The organism is Schumannella sp. GW821-FHT10F01 (genome assembly GCF_058809295.1).
In genome coordinates this window covers 171240-189208 of the sequence record NZ_JBXASM010000003.1, presented here as the reverse complement: position 1 = coordinate 189208, position 17969 = coordinate 171240, and the positions used below count along the sequence as shown (strand labels likewise).

General features: G+C 73.1%; 19 protein-coding genes. 10 read left to right on the top strand and 9 right to left on the bottom strand.

Features of this window, described 5'->3' with window-relative positions:
- Positions 1-58: 58 nt before the first annotated feature.
- Positions 59-790, bottom strand: coding sequence for a glutamine amidotransferase (locus AC1RSJ_RS05730; RefSeq protein WP_493117379.1), 732 nt, complete (start codon positions 788-790; stop codon positions 59-61).
- Between the two features lie 74 nt (positions 791-864).
- Between AC1RSJ_RS05730 and AC1RSJ_RS05725 the strand changes: the two genes are divergently transcribed.
- The 3 genes from AC1RSJ_RS05725 (at position 865) to AC1RSJ_RS05715 (ending at position 3221) form a co-directional block, all read left to right on the top strand.
- Entirely contained in the window at positions 865-1836 is a 972-nt protein-coding gene (locus AC1RSJ_RS05725; RefSeq protein WP_493117378.1) for a quinone oxidoreductase family protein, read from the top strand.
- 375 nt (positions 1837-2211) lie between these two features.
- Positions 2212-2664 carry a hypothetical protein gene (locus AC1RSJ_RS05720; RefSeq protein WP_493117377.1) on the top strand — a complete coding sequence of 151 codons (453 nt, stop codon included), beginning with the start codon at positions 2212-2214 and terminating at the stop codon, positions 2662-2664.
- Positions 2665-2678: 14 nt separating this feature from the next.
- On the top strand, positions 2679-3221 hold the full coding sequence (locus tag AC1RSJ_RS05715; protein WP_493117376.1) for a DUF2087 domain-containing protein: 543 nt from the start codon (positions 2679-2681) through the stop codon (positions 3219-3221).
- 3 nt (positions 3222-3224) lie between these two features.
- Here the strand turns inward: AC1RSJ_RS05715 and AC1RSJ_RS05710 are convergent, their stop codons facing one another.
- Genes AC1RSJ_RS05710 through AC1RSJ_RS05700 form a run of 3 tightly spaced genes read right to left on the bottom strand, consistent with a single transcriptional unit; the run spans position 3225 to position 7265 of the window.
- Positions 3225-4022 (bottom strand): ferritin-like domain-containing protein, encoded by a 798-nt coding sequence (locus tag AC1RSJ_RS05710; protein ID WP_493117375.1) that lies wholly within the window; start codon positions 4020-4022, stop codon positions 3225-3227.
- A 1-nt stretch (position 4023) separates the two neighbouring features.
- A complete protein-coding gene (locus tag AC1RSJ_RS05705; protein ID WP_493117374.1) occupies positions 4024-6357 on the bottom strand; it encodes an HAD-IB family phosphatase in 2334 nt (777 codons plus the stop codon).
- Complete coding sequence (locus AC1RSJ_RS05700) at positions 6354-7265, bottom strand: hypothetical protein (protein ID WP_493117373.1); 912 nt, start codon at positions 7263-7265, stop codon at positions 6354-6356. The genes AC1RSJ_RS05705 and AC1RSJ_RS05700 overlap by 4 nt, the downstream gene beginning before the upstream one ends.
- Before the next feature lie 77 nt (positions 7266-7342).
- On the opposite strand from AC1RSJ_RS05700, the gene AC1RSJ_RS05695 reads away from it, so the two are divergent.
- The 5 genes from AC1RSJ_RS05695 (at position 7343) to AC1RSJ_RS05675 (ending at position 12562) form a co-directional block, all read left to right on the top strand.
- Complete coding sequence (locus AC1RSJ_RS05695; RefSeq protein WP_493117372.1) at positions 7343-8122, top strand: SDR family NAD(P)-dependent oxidoreductase; 780 nt, start codon at positions 7343-7345, stop codon at positions 8120-8122.
- Between the two features lie 34 nt (positions 8123-8156).
- Positions 8157-8903 (top strand): lysophospholipid acyltransferase family protein, encoded by a 747-nt coding sequence (locus tag AC1RSJ_RS05690; RefSeq protein WP_493117371.1) that lies wholly within the window; start codon positions 8157-8159, stop codon positions 8901-8903.
- Entirely contained in the window at positions 8900-10564 is a 1665-nt protein-coding gene (locus AC1RSJ_RS05685) for an FAD-binding oxidoreductase (protein WP_493117370.1), read from the top strand. The genes AC1RSJ_RS05690 and AC1RSJ_RS05685 overlap by 4 nt, the downstream gene beginning before the upstream one ends.
- Positions 10565-10769: 205 nt before the next feature.
- The gene (locus tag AC1RSJ_RS05680) at positions 10770-11675 is read left to right on the top strand and encodes a pseudouridine-5'-phosphate glycosidase (RefSeq protein WP_493117369.1); all 906 of its coding nucleotides are present in this window, start codon (positions 10770-10772) and stop codon (positions 11673-11675) included.
- Positions 11672-12562: a carbohydrate kinase family protein gene (locus AC1RSJ_RS05675; protein WP_493117368.1), complete on the top strand. Its 891-nt coding sequence runs from the start codon at positions 11672-11674 to the stop codon at positions 12560-12562. Before AC1RSJ_RS05680 ends, AC1RSJ_RS05675 begins: the two co-directional genes overlap by 4 nt.
- Before the next feature lie 71 nt (positions 12563-12633).
- Here AC1RSJ_RS05675 and AC1RSJ_RS05670 read toward each other — a convergent pair whose 3' ends face one another.
- The 5 genes from AC1RSJ_RS05670 to upp form a co-directional block, all read right to left on the bottom strand.
- Positions 12634-13989 (bottom strand): cryptochrome/photolyase family protein, encoded by a 1356-nt coding sequence (locus tag AC1RSJ_RS05670; protein ID WP_493117367.1) that lies wholly within the window; start codon positions 13987-13989, stop codon positions 12634-12636.
- Between the two features lie 64 nt (positions 13990-14053).
- On the bottom strand, positions 14054-14515 hold the full coding sequence (locus tag AC1RSJ_RS05665) for a MarR family winged helix-turn-helix transcriptional regulator (protein ID WP_493117366.1): 462 nt from the start codon (positions 14513-14515) through the stop codon (positions 14054-14056).
- Positions 14516-14897: 382 nt separating this feature from the next.
- A complete protein-coding gene (locus AC1RSJ_RS05660) occupies positions 14898-15149 on the bottom strand; it encodes a glutaredoxin domain-containing protein (protein WP_493117365.1) in 252 nt (83 codons plus the stop codon).
- Between the two features lie 76 nt (positions 15150-15225).
- Positions 15226-15981, bottom strand: a complete 756-nt coding sequence (locus tag AC1RSJ_RS05655; protein WP_493117364.1) for a winged helix-turn-helix domain-containing protein — start codon at positions 15979-15981, stop codon at positions 15226-15228.
- A gap of 332 nt (positions 15982-16313) precedes the next feature.
- Positions 16314-16946, bottom strand: coding sequence for a uracil phosphoribosyltransferase (upp, locus tag AC1RSJ_RS05650; RefSeq protein ID WP_493117363.1), 633 nt, complete (start codon positions 16944-16946; stop codon positions 16314-16316).
- A gap of 11 nt (positions 16947-16957) precedes the next feature.
- Between upp and tadA the strand changes: the two genes are divergently transcribed.
- The gene (gene tadA, locus AC1RSJ_RS05645; RefSeq protein ID WP_493117362.1) at positions 16958-17410 is read left to right on the top strand and encodes a tRNA adenosine(34) deaminase TadA; all 453 of its coding nucleotides are present in this window, start codon (positions 16958-16960) and stop codon (positions 17408-17410) included.
- A gap of 146 nt (positions 17411-17556) precedes the next feature.
- Complete coding sequence (locus AC1RSJ_RS05640; RefSeq protein ID WP_493117361.1) at positions 17557-17967, top strand: hypothetical protein; 411 nt, start codon at positions 17557-17559, stop codon at positions 17965-17967.
- Positions 17968-17969 lie beyond the last annotated feature (2 nt).

The following is a 17969-nucleotide window of genomic DNA, read 5'->3' as shown; positions in this document are numbered from 1 at the left end:
TCCCCTGCAACGTCCGGGTGCGGGGGAGCCTTCCCGCCGACGGCGCCGACGGCCCGGCTCACCCCGCGAAGCGCTCCGCGAACGAGCGCAGCAGCGCGTGCGCGGCGGTCACGTCCGCGGCCCGGGCCGACGCGATGACCGCGTCGAGCTCCGCCGACGGGAAGTAGCCGCTGTCGCGGTACCTCGTCACCCGGGCGACGAGCCCCTCGACGTCGAGCTCCGGGTGGAACTGCGTCGCGTACTGCCGCGTCCCGATCCGGAACGCCTGCACCGGGCACGCGTCGCCCGTCGCGAGCAGCACCGCGTCCGGCGGCAGCTCCCGCACCGCCTCCTTGTGCCCGACGAACGCGTCGAACGAGGCCGGCAGCGCGCCGAACACCGGATCGACCGCGCCCTCCGTCGTCAGTGCGATGCGCACCGCGCCGGCGGGCTCGCCGAACGTGCGGTCGACGACCCCGCCCTGGTGGATGCCGAGCGTCGACACCCCGTAGCAGGCGCCGAGGAACGGCACGTCATCGGCGATCACCCGGTCGAGCAGGGCGCCGAGCTGCATCTCGACCCGCACCTGCGTCGCGGTCTTCGCCGACTGCGGGTCGGTCGTGGTGAACGGACTGCCGGTGAGGATCACCGCGTCCACGCCGTCGAGCAGCGCGGGCGAGATGTCGTCGCGCTCGCCACGATGGTGGCGGAGGCTCTCCCCGCCGAGCCCCGAGAACCGGGCCACGGCCTCCACCTCCTCGGCGACGAGGTGGTCGTCGGCGCGGGTGGTGATGAGCAGGACCCGGCGCATGCGCTCAGGCTACGTCGACCGCGGGACCGGACTGGACCCGGCGGGACCCGGCGCGGTGCGGGCAGGATGAGGGCATGACGCGCAGAGTGATCGTGAGCCGGTACGCGGTGCCCGAGGGCATCGAGGTGGTCGACGAGGAGCTCCCGCCCCTCGAGCCGGGCCAGGTGCGCATCCGGGTGCGGTCGTCGGGCATCAATCCCTACGAGGTCCGCACGGCACAGGGCGCGTACGGGGACGACGCGGCGAAGCTGCCGCTCCGCCTCGGCGGCGAGGTGGCCGGCGTGATCGAGGAGGTCGGCCCGCACCTCGACGGCGCGGGCCAGGGCGGCGCGCAGGGTGCCGTCGGGCCGCTCGAGGTCGGCGACGAGGTGGTCGGCTTCCGGGTCTCGGCGGGCTGGTCGGAGCAGGTCGTGGCGGCCGGGAAGAACGTGTTCCCGAAGCCGGCGTCCGCGTCCTTCGACGAGGCGGCCGGGCTCATGCTCGTCGGCACGACGGCGTGGCACCTGGTCGAGACGGCCGGCGTCGGCGAGGGCGACCTCGTGATCGTGCAGGGCGCGAGCGGCGGGGTCGGGGCCACCGCCGTGCAGCTCGCCGTGCACCGCGGGGCGACGGTCTTCGGCACCGCCTCCGCCGCGAACCAGGACTACGTGGCGAGCCTCGGCGCGACCCCGGTCGTCTACGGCGACGGGCTCGAGGCGCGACTGCGCGAGCTGCTCCCGGACGGCGCGGATGCCGCGCTCGACGCGGTCGGCACCGACGAGGCCCTCGACACCTCCGTCGCGCTCGTGCGCGACCGCGGCCGGATCGTCACCGCGGCCGGCTTCCCGCGCAATCAGGAGCTGGGCATCCGGGCCGTCGGCTCGGGACCGGGGGCGGATCGCGGCAGCGAGCTCCGCAGCGCCGCGCGCGGTCCGCTGCTCGACCTGCTCGGGTCCGGCGTGCTCAGCGTGCGCATCGGCGCCGTGCTCCCGCTCGAGCAGGCGGGCGAGGCGCTCGCGCTCGTCGCCGGAGGACACCCCGGCGGCAAGGTGATGCTCGCGCCCTGAGCGCCGCGAGCCCATCCCGGTACAGGCCTCCGGCGGACGGCTCCGACGGCGGCCCGACGACGGCCCGACGACGGCGGGGCATCGGCCGTGTCGCCGCCCGCGCCGCGCTCAGTGCAGGCCCTGAGCGGGCCGCGACCCCCATCCGGGTCCTTCCGGGAGGCCGCCGGGGTCCGATACCATCGGGAGGCTCGGTGCGTCCACCGGCGCGCCGATCCCCCTCCGCATCCTTCCAGGAAGATCATGTCCGACCCCAGCAGCTCCGTCGCCCGTGAAGCGGGCAGGCCCGACGGGCCCGCGTACTGGTACCCCGGTGCGCCCGCGGCCCCCAGCGGCTCCCCTGAGGTCGCTTCGGCGGCACCCGCCTATCGTGGGGGCATGGACGCGCAGGCCGTCAGCACCGAGCTGACCCGGCGTCTGGGCGGGCTCGGCATCGGGCACACGGTCGAGATCGTGCACGGCTCCCAGGCGGACGGCGTCGTCGTGCGCAGCCCCTATGCCGAGCCGGTGACCGTGGTCGAGGACCAGGGCCGTTTCGCCCTCGTCGCGCGCGGCGCGGACGGCGGCGCGAAGGTCATCGACACCGAGATCGCGGCCGAGGCCCCGGTCGAGCTGCTCTCGCTCTACCTCGCGTTCCACACGCTCTGGGCCATGAAGCGCACCGTCGACGCGCAGGGCGCGCCGGCCGTCGCCCGCCGGATGCCCAGCCTCCTCACCGACCAGCAGCTCGTCATCGCCTTCATCGCGGGCTCGATCGCCTCCACCGACGAGGCCATCCGCGCCTACGCCAGCGGGCTCATGGGCACCGCGGCGAACATGCTGCGGTCCTGACCGCCGGTTCCGACATGCCCCTGGGCGCGGAGCTGGCCGCGGTGCTCCGCGCGCTGCAGTCGCCGCGCCGCGTGCACGTCTGGCTCTGGCTGGTCGAGCGCGGCACCCCGGTGCCGATCGCGGAGGCCGCGCTCGCGCTCGGCATCCCGCCGCGCCACCTGCAGCGCGACCTGTCCCCGCTCGTCGAGGCCGGGCTCGCGCGCTGGGCGACCGGGTCGCGGGTCGCCGTCGGCTCGGTGAGCCTGACCGCGCTGGCCGACCGCGCCGAGCGGATGCTGCCGCTCGGCGGCCTGGCCGCGGAGAACCCGCGCCTCGAGACCGCTCTGCGTCACGGCGTGATCGACCACCTGCCGCCGGATCCCGAGCTGCAGGATCAGCTGCTCGCTGCGGCCGCGGCGGCGCTGCCCGACTTCGACGAGCTCGACGAGCCGGGCATCACGGCGCTGCTCGAGGAGATGGCCGTCGATCCGGCGCTGCTGCGCCGACGACTCGTCGACACCGGACGGCTCGTCCGCAGCGCCGACGGATCGAGCTACCGCAGGAGTGCGGAGGGCTAGACCTCAGGCGGCGGCGATGCCGCGCTTGTCGAGCGAGTCCTCCACGATCGTGAGGCCCTCCATGCCCGGGAGCTTGGCGATGTGCGAGTCGATGTCGCGCACGAGCTTGCGCCCGTCGGCGCCCTGGAACAGGTGGCCCATCACGTGGGTCACCTCCTCGTCGGTGCTGATGGTCGAGCCGACCGGACCCCAGAAGTTGCTCAGCACCCAGCGGGCGAGCACGCGGGCCTTCTTGCTCGACGCGAGCCGCTCACGCGCCTGCGACGCGTAGAACGCGACGTGCTTCGTCTCCTGCTGCGCGATCCGCTTCAGCAGCGGCGACAGCGTCGGGTGGTGCTCCATCGCGGCGAGGCGGTGGTACGCGGCGTTCGCCGACCACTCGTTCGCGGCGCCCCAGGCCATGTGCACGGCGACGAAGTCGTTGCCGGCGAGCTTGCCGAGGATGGACTGCTTGATCGGGTCGAGGCGGTCCTTCCAGCCCAGCTTGAGGCGGGTCGCCTTGAGCTGGTCGAAGTCCACCGACAGGCCGTGCTTGTTCAGCACCGAGGCGAGCGCCTCGCCGTGCCAGAACTCCTCGCGGTTCCACATCGTCATGAAGGCGCCCACCTCGGGCTCCTTGTGCGACGGGGTCGTCAGCATGTCGCGGAGGTAGCAGACCGTGTGGTACTCGACGTCGCACATGTAGCGGAGACTGCGCAGCGTGGTCTCGCTGAGCGGGTTCGTCTCGAACTCCGAGAAGTCGAGGTCGGCCCAGTGGACCGCATCCGAGTTCTCGGCGTACTTCGCGATGTCGAATGCCATGTCAGGCCTCCTTCTGCACCGGCTCCGCAGTGCCCTCCGCCGCGGCGGGTGCCGCCGGCGTCGAGGCCAGCGCATCACGGCGGGCCTCGGAGCCGCCCCGCTTCCAGCTGTGGATGCTCCACAGCCTACGATGCGCCTCCCGAGAGAGTTCGGAGTCGGGGTTCACAGCGTTCGGATTCCCGACCAGCTCCAGCCAGCGGAGGTCGGAGTGGCTGTCGCCGTAGCCGTACGACTGCGAAAGGTTCAGCCCGTGCGCGTCGGCGTACTGCCTGAGCCACGCGCCGCGCGCCTCGTCGACGAGCGGGGGCTTCGCGAGGTAGCCGGTGAGCACGCCGTCGCGCTCGTGCATGCTCGAGCCGACGACCTCGTCGAAGAGCTCGGCGAGCGGGGCCGCGAGCAGCGAGATCGACCCGGTGACGAGCACGGTGCGGTGGCCGGCGGCGCGGTGGGCCCGGATCTGGCGGATGGCATCCGCACTGGCGTGCGACAGCATCGCGTTGCGGTACTCGCCGCGCGACACGATCTTCTCGAGGCGCCCCAGCGGCATGCCGGCGTAGCGGCGGAGGAAGGCGCGGATGAACTCGCCGCGATCCCGGCGCTCGGCGCGGAGGTAGGTGCCCACGGAGGCGAGCAGCCGCACGACCTCGCCCGGCCAGGCGGCCTTGCGGAAGCCGGCGGAGCGCACCCAGAGGTACTGCTCGACGATGTTCGAGTCGACGACCGTGCCCTCGAGGTCGAAGACGGCGACGACGTCGGTGCGCTTGGGCAGGTCGCGCTTCGGCTTCGGCGCAGCGGCGCGGGTGGCGGCCTGCTTGCGGCGGCGGAAGGCGTTCGTCATCTCGGTGATCGCCGGGAAGTGGACGTTCTGGAGGTAGTCCTCCCAGTCGATCCGCTCCACGTCGAAGCCGCGGTCGTCGCGCACCTCCGCCGGCAGGGCGGCGTGGAGGGAGCGGGCGTTCGCGTCGTCGAAGATGATCTCCGTCTGCACGTAGGCGCGGTACAGGTCGGTGAAGTTCTGCAGGCTCTCGATGCCCGACTTCAGCTTCGCGAGGTCGGCCTGCATCGTGCGGGAGCGGTCGCTGACCGGCATGCGGCGCATCGCCACCTCCTGCAGCTCCGCCTTCTTCTTCGCGAGCGCGAGGTTGCGGGCGACGACCCGCTCGCCCGGGAACTTCCACACGGGCACCTTGACGATCCCGTCGCCCTGCGGCATCGGGTGCTCGGTGTAGTAGCGGTGCACGTTCTCGAACATCCGGTGGAACGGGATGGGGTTCGAGTTGCCGGAGGCGATCTGGTAGTACTCCGGGGCGTCCTTCGGCGACGGGTTCGCCGCGGCGGCGAGGATCGCGTTGACCACGAAGTCGACCGGGATGAGGTCGAGGATGCTGTCGGGCAGGCCCGGGAACTCGGGCAGCTGGCCGCGGCCGTAGGCCAGGATCAGCGGGTCGGCGACCTTGAAGCCGTCGATCCAGCCCGGGAACGGATGCAGGAGCGCGCTCTCGATGATGGCGGGGCGCACGACGCTGAGCCGATGGCCGTCCTCGCCCCAGAGCTCCTCGGCGGCGCGCTCGGAGAACGCCTTCGTCAGCGTGTAGACGTCGGTCCAGCCGAGGCTGCGCGCGCGCAGCCGGCCGGCCGCGACGAGCTCGGCCTCGACCCAGTCCTTGCGGGCCTGCTCGGCCGCCTTCGCGACGGCCTGCGGGCCCTCCTTGCCGTGACGCGCGCGGGCGGCGCCGATGAAGCCCTCGAGCACCTCCGGCTTGCGCGAGGTCAGCTCGGCGTTCTGGTGCGCGGCGCGGGCGGCGTCGAGCTCGGCGCGCCAGTCGACGTCGTGCACGAGGCGGGCCTCGGGCTGGATGCCCTTCTTCAAGCCGCCGACGTAGCACGTGGAGACGTGCACGACGTGCGGGTCGCCGCCCGAGCGGCGGACCGCCTCGTAGAGCTCGATGACGCCGCCGACGTTCGCCTCGAAGGCCTCGTGGATCGGCGGGTCGAACGACACGCTCGCGGCGCTCTGCACGACGACGTCGAGGTCGGCGGGCAGCTCCGGCATCTCGTTGAGGCTGCCGTCGAGCACGGTGACGCGGCGGGCGATGAGCTCGTCGAGCCCCTCGCCGGTCTGCTCGCGGAGCTGGTCGAACACCGGCTTGCGCAGCAGCTGCTTGAGCCGCGCCTCGCCGGTCTGGCTGCCCTTCCCGCGCACGAGCACCGAGACCCGGGTGCCCGGGTGGTCGACGAGCAGCCGCTCGAGGACGGCCTGTCCGACGAAGCCGGTGGCGCCGGTGAGGAAGACGTGCGCCGACCCGAGATCGGTCTTCGCGGGGGCGGATGTCACGGAGCGAGCCTCGCTTCGACGGTCCTGCCGACCGTCTGGGGGATGGAGGGGAGGGATGAGATGAGCGTGGCGATCCTGCCAGCCTCGGCGGCCCCCTCGGGCCCTCCGAAGACGATGCGCTCGAAGAAGCCGCGCTCGGCCTCGGGGCGCTCGATCGAGCCGATCGGCCAGGCCGACCGCACGATCTCCTTGCGGGTGAGCGCCGCGGCGCGCGGCGACTCGGCGAGGCGCCGGGTGGCGTCCTCGGAGAGGAAGCGGATGTGCCGGTCCTTGATCTCCATCACGGTGTCGACCAGCGAGCCGAGGCCGGACGCGAGCGAGGCGAGCCGGCGGTAGGCGGCCTGCATGACCCACTCGTCGATGAGGCCGGTGGTGACGTGCGCGGCGACCAGCTGGGGTCCGGCGAAGTTGGAGAGGAACGCGCGGCGGATGGGCCCGTAGTGCTCGGTGCGCTCGCGGCGGTCGCGGCGCGGCCTGCCGGTGTCCGCGGGTAGGCCCGGCTCGGCGCCCGAGGCGTCGAGCACGGCGTCGAGGGCGTCGGCGAGCCAGAAGCGCTCGTAGGCCCAGGTGGTGAGGAACGCGGTGACGCGGGCGTCCTTGTGCGTCGCCGTCACGAGCAGGTTGCGCATGCGCTGCATGGTCGAGCGCTCGATGTCGCGCAGCGCGCGCACGAGGCGAGCGGCATCCGGCTCGAGGCCCTCCTCGGCGACGCGCTCGAGGTCGAGCTCGGCGCGGTGGCTGCCGCGGGCGGTGCGGGCGAACTCGCGCACGTCGAAGGCGCTCGCCGCCTCGATGTCGACCAGCTCGGTGCTCGCGGTCTCGGCGTGCGCGGCGCCGCCGACGATGCCGGCGGCGTCGTCGACGGACTGCACGGCGGCCGTGTCGTTGCTCGAATGCGTCGCGGTCATGGTCTGGGGCCCTCTCCGGAAGGGGCGTCGGGGCGCGCGAGAAGATCGCGATCCCGGATCACCGTATCGTAAGCAGAATGGGAATCGCTCTGGTCACCGGCGGAACGTCGGGCATCGGCGCGGCCTTCGCGCGGGCGCTTGCGCGGCGCGGCTGGGATCTCGTGCTGGTCGCCCGCGACCTCGATCGACTCGACGCCATGGCCGCCGAGCTCGGTGCGCTGGGCGTCGACGTGGAGGTGCTGCCCGCCGACCTCTCGGTGCGCGCCGACGTCGAGCGCGTGGCCGAGCGCATCGAGGACGAGGCCCGCCCGATCGAGATGCTCGTCAACAACGCCGGCTTCAGCGTGCACACGACACTCGCCAGCCGGGACCTCGCCCAGCACGACCGCGCGATCGACGTGATGATCCGCGCGGTGCTCGTGCTCGGCGGCGCCGCGGCGCGGGCCATGCGCCCGCGGGGATCGGGTCGCATCATCAACGTGTCGAGCACGGCCGGATTCATCACGATGGGGGCATACTCCGCGATCAAGGCGTGGGTGACGTCGTACACGGAGGGGCTCTCGAACGAGCTCCACGGCAGCGGCGTCACGGTGACGGCCCTCTGCCCTGGCTGGGTGCACACGGAGTTCCATCAGCGCGCCGGCATCCCGGAGTCCAGCATCCCGAGCTCGCTGTGGCTCGACGCCGACCCGCTCGTCGAGACGTCGCTGCGCGACGCCGAGCGCGGACGGGTGATCTCCATACCGAGTGTTCGGTACGGGGTGCTCATCTGGATCGCCCGGCATGCGCCGAGGAGCGGGATCCGCTGGATCTCGCGCAAGTTCTCGGGCCGACGGCGGGATAGTCTCTCTCAGTGACCGGTGCGGGCGACCCCCGCGGGGAGGACTGCCGATGGCTGCGATGAAGCGCGATCGCTTCACCTCGCGACCCCGGGCCGCAGCCCGGTTCGTGGCCCAGCGGATGCTCCTCAAGCCCGCGGCGTGGAGCGCGGTGCGGGTCTCGGTGCTCGGCACCGAGCGGCTGAAGGGCTTCGACGGCCCGTATGTCGCCGTCGCCAACCACTCCAGCCACCTCGATGCGCCGATGGTGATGTGCGGCCTGCCGTGGCGCCTCGCGCGCCACATCTCGACCGGCGTCGCCGCCGACTACTTCTTCGACGTCTGGTGGCGCCGCGGGCTCACGAAGCTCTTCTTCAACGCGTTCGCGATCGAGCGCGAGGGCGGCCAGCGTCGCGGCGCGAGCGCGAAGGGCCTCCTCGGCCGCGGCGTCTCGCTGCTCGTCTTCCCGGAGGCGACGCGCGGCCGCGACAACGGCCGCACCGTCCGCTCGTTCAACCCCGGCGCCGCCGCCATCGCGAAGTCGGCCGGCGCCCCGGTGCTGCCCATCGCGCTGATCGGCACCGGCATGGCGCATCCGAAGGGCTCGAGCTGGCCCGGCCCCGGCCGGCTGCCGGTCGCGATCGTCTTCGGCGAGCCCATGCACGCGGACGACGGCGAGGGGTCCAGCGAGTTCATGGAGCGCATCCGCGTCCGCATCATCGACCTGATCAACGAGCACAGCCCGGACATCCTGGGCGAGCCCCAGCTGCTGAGCCCGGACGGACGGCGCCCGGCCGAGTCCGGCGGAGGAGAGAAGTGACCGACGTCAAGCACATGAAGTGGTGGGGGTGGGGTGTCGACGGCGTCGGCTTCCACCACGAGGACAAGCCCGGCTTCGCGCCCTTCGTGAAGAAGGCGGTCGGCCTCGACCTCTGGGAGGCCGAGCAGCTCGACCCGCCGGCGTTCGACGAGCTCGACGTCGCGGACGCGGTCGCGCCGAAGGCGCTCGTCACCGCGCTCGGCAAGGCCGTCGGCCCCGAGGACGTCACCACCGACGCGCTCGAGCGCGTCGTGCACACGTACGGCAAGAGCCTCCGCGACCTGGTCCGCATCCGCGCCAACGCCATCGAGCGCACCGTCGACATCGTCGTGTACCCGTCGGACGAGGCGGAGGTGCAGGCCGTCGTCGACGCCGCCGTGGCCGCCGACGCCGTGATCATCCCGTTCGGCGGCGGCAGCAACATCGCCGGCAGCCTCGAGCCCCGCGGCGACGAGTCGCGGCCCGTCGTCTCGGTCGACCTCGGCCGCCTGAACAAGGTGCTCGACATCGATGCCGACTCGGGCCTCGCCCGCATCCAGGCCGGCGCGCTCGGCCCGGACCTGGAGGCGCAGCTCGCGGAGCGCGGCTGGACCCTCGGCCACTTCCCCGACAGCTTCACGCACTCCACGCTCGGCGGCTGGGTCGCCACACGCTCCTCCGGCATGCAGTCCGACAAGTACGGCGACATCGCGGACATCGCCCGCGGCATCCGCGTCGTGCGTCCCGGCGCGATCCTCGCCATCCCGGCGATCCCGTCCGCCTCCACCGGTCCGAGCGTGCGCGAGATGATCGTCGGCAGCGAGGGGCGCCTCGGCGTCATCACCGAGGTGACGGTCAACGTGCACCGGGTGCCCGCGAACCGCGTCATCCACGCCTACTTCTTCAAGACGTTCGAGGACGGCATCGCCGCCATGCAGGAGATCGCCGCGAGCGACGCCCGCCCCTCGATCACCCGCATCAGCGACGGCAACGAGACCGGCTTCTCGCTCGCGACGAGCAAGGAGTCGAAGGGCGTCAGCAAGTTCGTGCAGGACTCGCTCATGTCGTTCCTGCAGGGCCGCGGCTGGAAGCTCGACGAGATGTGCCTCTCGTTCATCGGCTACGAGGGCGGCTCGGAGCTCGTCAAGCGCGACAAGGCGATCGTCGACCGGATCGTGAAGCGCCACCACGGGCTCGGCGTCGGCACCGGCCCCGGCGTGCTCTACGACCAGAAGAAGTTCGACACCCCGTACCTGCGCGACTTCCTGCTCGACCGCGGCGCCGCCGGCGACGTGTCCGAGACGGCGGCACCCTGGTCGAAGCTCGTCGAGGTGCACGACAACGCGTACGCCGCGGCCCACCGCGCGTACGCCGAGCTCGGCCGCCAGGGCTGGATCATGTCGCACATGTCGCACTCGTACCACTCGGGTGCGTGCCTCTACTTCACGTTCGCCTTCGTCTTCGGCGACGACCCGATCGGCGAGTACGACACGGTCAAGCAGGCCATCCAGCAGTCGTTCGTCGACTCCGGCGCCACCATCTCGCACCACCACGGCGTCGGCCTCGAGCACGCCCCGTGGCTGGCCGAGGACATCTCGCCGGAGGCCGTCAAGGTCATGGGCGGGCTGTTCGCCTCCGCCGACCCGGGCTCGAACTTCAACCCGGGCAAGATCATCCCCTGACCCGGCGCTTCGGAGTCCTGAGCCGAGCCCGGCCTCCGGCTCCCTGAGCCTGTCGAAGGGTCCCTGAGCCGAGCCCGGCCTCCGGCTCCCTGAGCCTGTCGAAGGGTCCCGTCCGCGCGTCCGATTCCCGATCCCGGAAGTCGAGCGGCGCGTCGCACGGGGTGGACAGGCCGTCCGACGCCCGTCGGTCGCTAGCGTGTTCTCGATGTCCGCCGCCGTGCTCTCCCCCGAGGTGTCCGCTGCACTCGCGGCCGGCCGCCCGGTGGTCGCGCTCGAGTCGACGATCATCTCCCACGGGCTGCCGCGCCCGCGCAACCACGGGGCCGCCCGCGAGTTCGAGCAGCTGCTGCGCGACCGGGGCGTCGTGCCGGCGACGGTGGCGGTGCTCGACGGCGTGCCGCACGTCGGACTGGATGCCGACGGCGTCCGCCGGATCGCCGAGGACGACCTCGCCAAGGCCAGCGTGCGCGACCTGTCCGTGCTCGCCGCGCTCGGGCGCTCGGCGGCCACGACGGTCGCGGCGACCGCGCACCTCGCCGCCGGCGCCGGCATCCGGGTCTTCGCGACCGGCGGGCTCGGCGGCGTGCACCGCGGCGCGTCCGAGAGCTTCGACGAGTCCGCCGACCTGACCGTTCTGGCCGAGACGCCGATCGCCGTCGTCAGCGCCGGGGTGAAGAGCGTGCTCGACATCGGCGCCACCCTCGAGCGGCTGGAGACCCTCAGCGTGCCCGTGGTCGGCTACCGCACCCGCGAGTTCCCGGCGTTCTGGCTCCGCGAGTCCGGCTACGAGCTCGACTGGACCGTCGACGGCCCCGAGCAGGCGGCGGCGGTGCTGCGCGCCTCGCTCGATGCCGGTTCGCGCTCCGGTCTCATCGTCGCGAACCCGGTGCCGGCCGGCCAGGAGTGGGATCCGGACGAGCACGACCGCATCCTCGCCGCCGCCTTCGCCGCCGCGGACGAGGCCGGCGTGCGCGGCAAGGCGGTCACCCCGTTCCTGCTCGGCTGGATCGTCGAGGCGTCCGCCGGGCGCAGCCTCGAGGTGAACCTCGACCTGGCGCGCAACAACGTGCGGGTCGCCGCCGACATCGCGATCGCGCTGGCCGCCGGATGACGCGCGACCGGGTGGTCGTCGTCGGCGACCTCGTGAACGACATCGTGGCGACGCCGCGCGGGCCGCTGCGCCCCGACACGGACGCGCCGGCCACCATCCGGCCGCGTCCCGGCGGCTCCGGGGCGAACACCGCGGCCTGGCTCGGAACGCTCGGCGCGCCCGTCGACCTCGTCGCCGCCGTCGGCTCGCACGACGCCGAGTCGCACCGGCGCATCCTGGTCGACCAGGGCGTCACGCCGCACTTCCAGGTCGAGTTCGGCATGCCGACGGGCGTGATCGTGATCGTCGTCGAGGGCGAGCGCCGCACGATGCTGACGGAGCGCGGCGCGAACTCGCTGCTCGACACCGCCCGCGTGACGGACGAGCTGCTCGCCGACGCGCGGATGCTCCACATCAGCGGCTACAGCATCCTCGACGGGTTCGGCGTCGAGGGCGCCCGCGACCTCATCGATCGGGCGTCCGCTGCCGGGGTCTGCATCGGCGTGAACCCCGGATCGGTCGGCTACCTCGCCGACTTCGGGCCGGGGCGCTTCCTCGACGCCGTCGAGGGCGCCGACGTGATCTTCCCGAGTCAGGCGGAGGCGGAGCTGCTGTCGGGCGAGACGGACATCGAGCGGATGCTCGACGTGCTCGGCGAGCGGTTCAGGATCGTCGTGGTCAGCCAGGGCTCGGACGGCGCGACCGCCCGCGAGCGCGGCGGCCCGAGCGTGCACGTGCCGGCGCACGGCGTGCGGCTCGTCGATCCGACGGGCGCGGGCGACGCGTTCGCGGCCGGGTTCATCTCGGGCTGGCTGCTCGGCGACGGCAGCATCCGCGCGGCGCTCGAGGCGGGCGCCATGGTCGCGGCCCGCGCGGTGCTAGCGGTCGGCGGCCGCCCCGCGGTCTGAGCCGCCCCCTCGGAGCCCTGGCCGCCGATCTCGGGATCCTGAGCCTGTCGAAGGGCCGCCCTCCGAGCCGGCTACGCGCCGCGCAGGCCCCGGTACGCCTCCAGCGCCGCCTCCCGCGACTCGCGGAGGTCGACGATCGGCTCGGGGTACTCATCCGTGCCGAGCTCCGGGATCCAGCGGCGGAGGTATGCGCCGTCGGCGTCGAACTTCTTCGCCTGCGTCTCCGGGTTGAACACCCGGAAGTAGGGCGCGGCGTCCGCGCCGCTGCCGGCCACCCACTGCCAGTTGCCCGGGTTGTTCGCCTCGTCGGCGTCGACGAGCGTGTCCCAGAACCAGCGCTCGCCGGTGCGCCAGTGCACCAGCAGGTTCTTCACGAGCAGGCTCGCGGTCACGAGGCGCACCCGGTTCTGCATGTAGCCGGTGTGCCAGAGCTCCCGCATGCCCGCGTCGACGAGGGGGATGCCGGTACGGCCCTGCTGCCAGCGCTCGAGCTCCTCCTGGCGCCCCGGATGCCAGGGGAACCGGTTCCAGTCCTCCCGGTAGTTGACGGTGTCGAGGTTCGGGTTGTCGAACAGGATGCCGGTGTTGAAGTCGCGCCAGGCCACCTGCCGCAGGAACTGATCGACGTGCCGGCGTGCGGGGGCGTCGAGGCCGGCGTGGAGCCGGTGCCAGATCTGGATCGGCGACACCTCGCCGAAGCGGAGGTGGGGGCTCAGCATGCTCGTCGCGTCCGCGGCCGGCTCGTCGCGGCGATCGTAGCGCTCGAGCGCGTCGCCGGCGAAGGCCTCGAGCCGGCGGTGCGCGCCGTGCTCGCCCGGCTCCCACGTCTCCCGCAGGCCGCCCGCCCAATCCGGCCGGGTCGGCAGCAGCCCCCAGTCGTCGAGCGCGTCGCCGTCGACCGCGAGCCCGTCGATCTCGCGCGGCTCCGCGACCGGGCGGCGGAGGTCGAGTTGGCGCAGCGCCTTCCAGAACGGCGTGAACACGCGGTAGCGGCCGCCGTCGCCGGTCTGCACCGTCCACGGCTCGGCCAGCAGGTTCGCCGAGAAGCTCTCCACCTCGACGCCGTCGTCGCGGAGGCCCTGCTTCAGGCGGGCGTCGATCTCGCGGGTGCGGCCGTAGCGCCGGTTCCAGAGCACGCGGGCGGCGCCGGTGTCGTCGACGAGCCGCCGCAGCTCCGCCTCGGCGGCGCCGCGCCGCAGCACGAGCGGCGCGCCGCGCGCCTCGAGCTCCCGCTCGAGCGCCGTGAGCGAGTGGTGCAGCCACCACCGGCTCGCGCCGCCGAGCGGCCGGGTCTCGGTGCTGTCCTCATCGAGGATGAAGGCGACCACGACGGGACGGTCGCCGTCGACCGCGGCGCGGAGGGCGGGGTTGTCGGCGAGGCGCAGGTCGTCGCGCAGCCAGACGATCGCCGGATCGCGGGGGGTCATCGGGAAGTGCTCATCGGGAGGTTCTCTTCAGCAGTCGCTCATCGGCAGGTGCGTCGGGCGCGGCTCACCGCTCCGGCTCGGCCGGGATGCGCGGCGAGGCCCCGCCACGGAGCCGCTCGCTGAGGCCGCCGAGCGCCCGCAGGTCGTCCGGGGGGAGGGCGGCGAGCATCCGGTCGGCGATGACGCGGCTGTGCTCGGCCCCGACGCGGCGGAAGAAGGCCTCGCCCTCGGCGGTCAGCGTGACGACCGTGCCGCGGGCGTCGTTCGGGTCCGCGCTCTTCGACACGAGGCCGCGCGCCTGCAGGCGGTCGATGAGCCGGCTCACGCTGGGCTGGGTGATGAGCAGCTGCTCGACGAGGTCGCGGATGCGCGCGGAGCGCAGCGGTGCGCGGAACAGGTTGAACAGCAGGTCGTACTCGCTGAAGCTCACCCCGGCCGGGAAGTGATCGCGCAGATGGCGCAGCACGGCGACCTGGGCGCGGTAGAGCGACTCCCAGGCGTCGACGGCATCCCGGCGATCGGTCATCGCGTCAGCCTATCGGCGGCGTGCGACGCGGATCCTCGGGGGTGCCACGGGGCTTCGCATCGCGGATGGTCGCGTCCCGAGGTGGTCGGGTCCGGAGCGGCGCCCGGTGCTCGCCGGTCAGGATGCGCAAGCGCGGCCGGACATGATTGAAGGCCGGCCGCTGAGGCGAGCGGCCGGCCTTCTCCCTTGCACCAAGAGTGTCCTGCAATCACATTCCGCACCCTCCGCCACAGCAAACGGTGGGCGCTGAGTCGAAGGTATAACGGCGAGGTAACGGTGTCTAGTTATCGTTTCGTTATTCTTCCTGCGAGTTGCCCGTGTGCCGCCTCGGGCTCCGCTCTGGACGCCGTCCGACCCGTCGTGCACGGCGTCCGGACGCGCCTCAGACCGCGGCGAGTCCGAGCTCGGCGAGCTTGCCCGAGAGGTCCCGATCGCTCGGCTCGATCTGCACGGCGCCGTCCGGGAAGACGATCACGGGGATGTTCATCCGCCCGCTCGCGGCCTCCTTGGCGGCGTCGGCCGCGCCGTCGGTCCGCTCGACGTCGATGTACTCGTAGCCGACCTCGAGACGGTCGAGGAGGGACTTGGAGCGTCGGCAGTCTGCGCACCAGTCGGCGCCGTACATCGTGATCATCCGACCAGGGTAGGTCGGAAGGGGTCGCCGATGCCGGGTCGCCGGCGGGCGGATCGCCGCCGGCGGGCGGATCGGCTCAGAACAGGTCGGGCGACGGGGTCGACGCCCAGCGGATCGCCACGTCGGCGTGCCGGTCGAACCGGTAGCCGGCGCCGCGCACCGTGCGGACGATGTCCTCGTACGCGCCGAGCTTGGAGCGCAGGCGCCGCACGTGCACGTCGATGGTGCGCTCGTTCGGCACCTCGTCGTCGATCGAGTCCGCCCACAGGGTGGAGATGATCTCGGTGCGCTCGATCGTGCGGCCCTCGCGGAGCACGAGGAACTGCAGCAGCTCGAACTCCTTGTAGGTGAGCGGGGCGGTCTCGCCGTCGAGCACGACGCGCTTGCGGGAGATGTCGATCACGACGCCGCCCTTCGGCTCCGGCTCGGCGGTCGGCGCGGCCTCCCGCTGCTTGGCGAGGGCGGCGGGGTCCTGCAGCGCGAGCCGCACGACGTCGATGGCGCGGCCGCCGGCGCCGGACGGGGCGAGGGCGACGGCGGCGTAGGTCTCGGTGCCCGGCACGAGCTCGGCGGCGAGGCGGCGGAGCTGCTGCACGACAGCGGCGAGGTCGGTGCCGGCGGCCTGGGCGGCCTCCTCGTCGATGCCGACGTAGAGGGCGAAACCGCGGGCCTCGGTGCCGTCCGGCACGGGGCGGAGGCGGCGCTGCGGCGCCGGCTGGGCGGCGGCGGGCTGGGCGGCCGCGGGCTGCGCCGGGGCTGCCGGGGCGGCGACCGGCTGCGGGCGGGTCGCGGTGCGGGCGGGTGCGAGATCGATGGCGGTGGCGAGAGACATGGTCGGAAGGTCCTTCGGGGAGTCGTCGACGCGGTCCGCTCCGGCGGTGGAGGGGATCGCGTCGGACGGGCGATGCGAGTCGGTGCGGGGATCGGATGCGGTGCTCATGTCGGCATCGGCATCCGGGGATCGGCGCTGGTCAGACAGCGGGATCGGCGAGAGGACGGCTCAGGCGCACATTCGACAGCACATGACCGCACGCGCGGGCATCATCATGCCCGCATCCCCGACGGCCTCGACGGAGGTCTGGGCGTGCGCGATCGCGGTCATGCCGGAGATTCTGCCGGTATACCAACGCGGATGTCAACCCGCGGATCGGATCGTCCGACCGGTCAGACGGTGCCGTAGAGGCGGTCGCCGGCGTCGCCGAGGCCCGGGACGATATAGCCCAGCTCGTTGAGCTTCTCGTCGCGCGCGCCCACGACGACCGTCACGTCGCGGCCGACCATGGCCTCCTCGACGGCGGCGAGGCCCTCCGGCGCGGCGATGAGGCACACGGCGGTGATGTCGACGGCCCCGCGGGCGAACAGGTACTCCATCGCGGCGATGAGCGAGCCGCCGGTGGCGAGCATCGGGTCGAGCACGAAGCACTGGCGGTCGGAGAGGTCGTCGGGCAGGCGCTCGGCGTAGATGTCGGGCTGGAGCGTCTCCTCGTTGCGGACCATCCCGAGGAAGCCGACCTCGGCGGTCGGCACGAGCTTGACCATGCCCTCGAGCATCCCGAGCCCCGCGCGGAGGATCGGGACCACCAGCGGACGCGGATCCGCGATCGCGAGCCCGGTCGCCTCGGACACCGGGGTCTGCACGGTGACGGGGGTGACGCGCACGCCGCGCGTCGCCTCGTAGGCGAGCAGCGTGACGAGCTCCTCCGCGAGGGCGCGGAACGTCGGCGACGGCGTCCGCTCGTCGCGCAGCACGGTGAGCTTGTGGGTGATCAGCGGATGGTCGGCCACGTGCACTCGCATACCCTCAGGCTATGGCGTTCGAGGACCCGATGCGTGCGGCGATCGCCGAGGCCGTGCTGGCCACGGCCGCCGGGGACGTGCCGGTCGGTGCCGTCGTGCTCGACGCCGAGGGGCGGGAGCTGTCGCGCGGCCGCAACGAGCGCGAGCTGCTCGGCGACCCGACCGCCCACGCCGAGGTGGTGGCGCTCCGCCGTGCCGCGCAGGTCGCCGGGGACTGGCGCCTCGACGGCGCGACCCTCGTCGTCACGCTCGAGCCGTGCGTGATGTGCGCGGGCGCGATCATGGCCGCGCGGGTCGCGCGGGTCGTGTTCGGCGCCTGGGACGACAAGGCGGGCGCGGCGGGGAGCGTGCACGACCTGCTGCGCGACCGCCGATCGCTGCACCGCGTCGAGGTGGTCGGCGGCGTGCTGGCGGACGAGTGCGCCGCGCCGCTCGCGGAGTTCTTCGGAGGCCGTCGGGGCTGAGGCCCGGGTGCGGGTGGGGTTCTCCTCCCGCCGTCGGGTTATCCACAGATCTCGCCTTCGCGGTGCGAGCATGCTATGGCGCTGGTAACCATGAGCGATGAAAGCGTGATGCATCCGGCATCCGCTGATCCTCGAAGGAGTGCTCCATGTCCGTTCTCACCCCCGCGCCGGTGCTCGGTGCGGCCGTCCGGGTCGACGCGCTCGCGCGCCGGCTCGTCTTCGGCGCCGCGACCGCGGCGTCGTCCGCCGTCGCGTGCCCTGACATCCGGTCCGTGGTCCGGCCGGTGATCAGGCCCGCGGATCCGACCGCCGGCCGGACCGCGGATCCGACCGTCGCACGCGCCGGCGACACCGCCACCGTGCGCAACGAGGTCGCGCCGCTCGTGCTCATCGCCGTCATCGCGGTGGCCGCGGCCGTCGCGCTGATCCTCGTGGTCGGCATCGCGGCCGCCTGGCTGTACTTCTGCCAGAGCACGTTCGGCCCCCGCTGGTGGCCGACCGTCGGCGTGCCGACCGTGCGGTCCGGGTTCTACTACTTCGGCTGCCGGCGGTTCTGATC

Coding starts and splice junctions, on each gene's coding strand:
- AC1RSJ_RS05680 (WP_493117369.1), top strand. CDS start 10,770: ATGTCCGCCGCCGTGCTCTCCCCCGAGGTGTCCGCTGCACTCGCGGCC.
- AC1RSJ_RS05720 (WP_493117377.1), top strand. CDS start 2,212: ATGGACGCGCAGGCCGTCAGCACCGAGCTGACCCGGCGTCTGGGCGGG.
- AC1RSJ_RS05700 (WP_493117373.1), bottom strand. CDS start 7,265: ATGACCGCGACGCATTCGAGCAACGACACGGCCGCCGTGCAGTCCGTC.
- AC1RSJ_RS05665 (WP_493117366.1), bottom strand. CDS start 14,515: ATGACCGATCGCCGGGATGCCGTCGACGCCTGGGAGTCGCTCTACCGC.
- AC1RSJ_RS05690 (WP_493117371.1), top strand. CDS start 8,157: ATGGCTGCGATGAAGCGCGATCGCTTCACCTCGCGACCCCGGGCCGCA.
- AC1RSJ_RS05655 (WP_493117364.1), bottom strand. CDS start 15,981: ATGTCTCTCGCCACCGCCATCGATCTCGCACCCGCCCGCACCGCGACC.
- AC1RSJ_RS05715 (WP_493117376.1), top strand. CDS start 2,679: ATGCCCCTGGGCGCGGAGCTGGCCGCGGTGCTCCGCGCGCTGCAGTCG.
- upp (WP_493117363.1), bottom strand. CDS start 16,946: ATGCGAGTGCACGTGGCCGACCATCCGCTGATCACCCACAAGCTCACC.
- AC1RSJ_RS05640 (WP_493117361.1), top strand. CDS start 17,557: ATGTCCGTTCTCACCCCCGCGCCGGTGCTCGGTGCGGCCGTCCGGGTC.
- AC1RSJ_RS05725 (WP_493117378.1), top strand. CDS start 865: ATGACGCGCAGAGTGATCGTGAGCCGGTACGCGGTGCCCGAGGGCATC.
- AC1RSJ_RS05695 (WP_493117372.1), top strand. CDS start 7,343: ATGGGAATCGCTCTGGTCACCGGCGGAACGTCGGGCATCGGCGCGGCC.
- AC1RSJ_RS05730 (WP_493117379.1), bottom strand. CDS start 790: ATGCGCCGGGTCCTGCTCATCACCACCCGCGCCGACGACCACCTCGTC.
- AC1RSJ_RS05670 (WP_493117367.1), bottom strand. CDS start 13,989: ATGACCCCCCGCGATCCGGCGATCGTCTGGCTGCGCGACGACCTGCGC.
- tadA (WP_493117362.1), top strand. CDS start 16,958: ATGGCGTTCGAGGACCCGATGCGTGCGGCGATCGCCGAGGCCGTGCTG.
- AC1RSJ_RS05710 (WP_493117375.1), bottom strand. CDS start 4,022: ATGGCATTCGACATCGCGAAGTACGCCGAGAACTCGGATGCGGTCCAC.
- AC1RSJ_RS05660 (WP_493117365.1), bottom strand. CDS start 15,149: ATGATCACGATGTACGGCGCCGACTGGTGCGCAGACTGCCGACGCTCC.
- AC1RSJ_RS05675 (WP_493117368.1), top strand. CDS start 11,672: ATGACGCGCGACCGGGTGGTCGTCGTCGGCGACCTCGTGAACGACATC.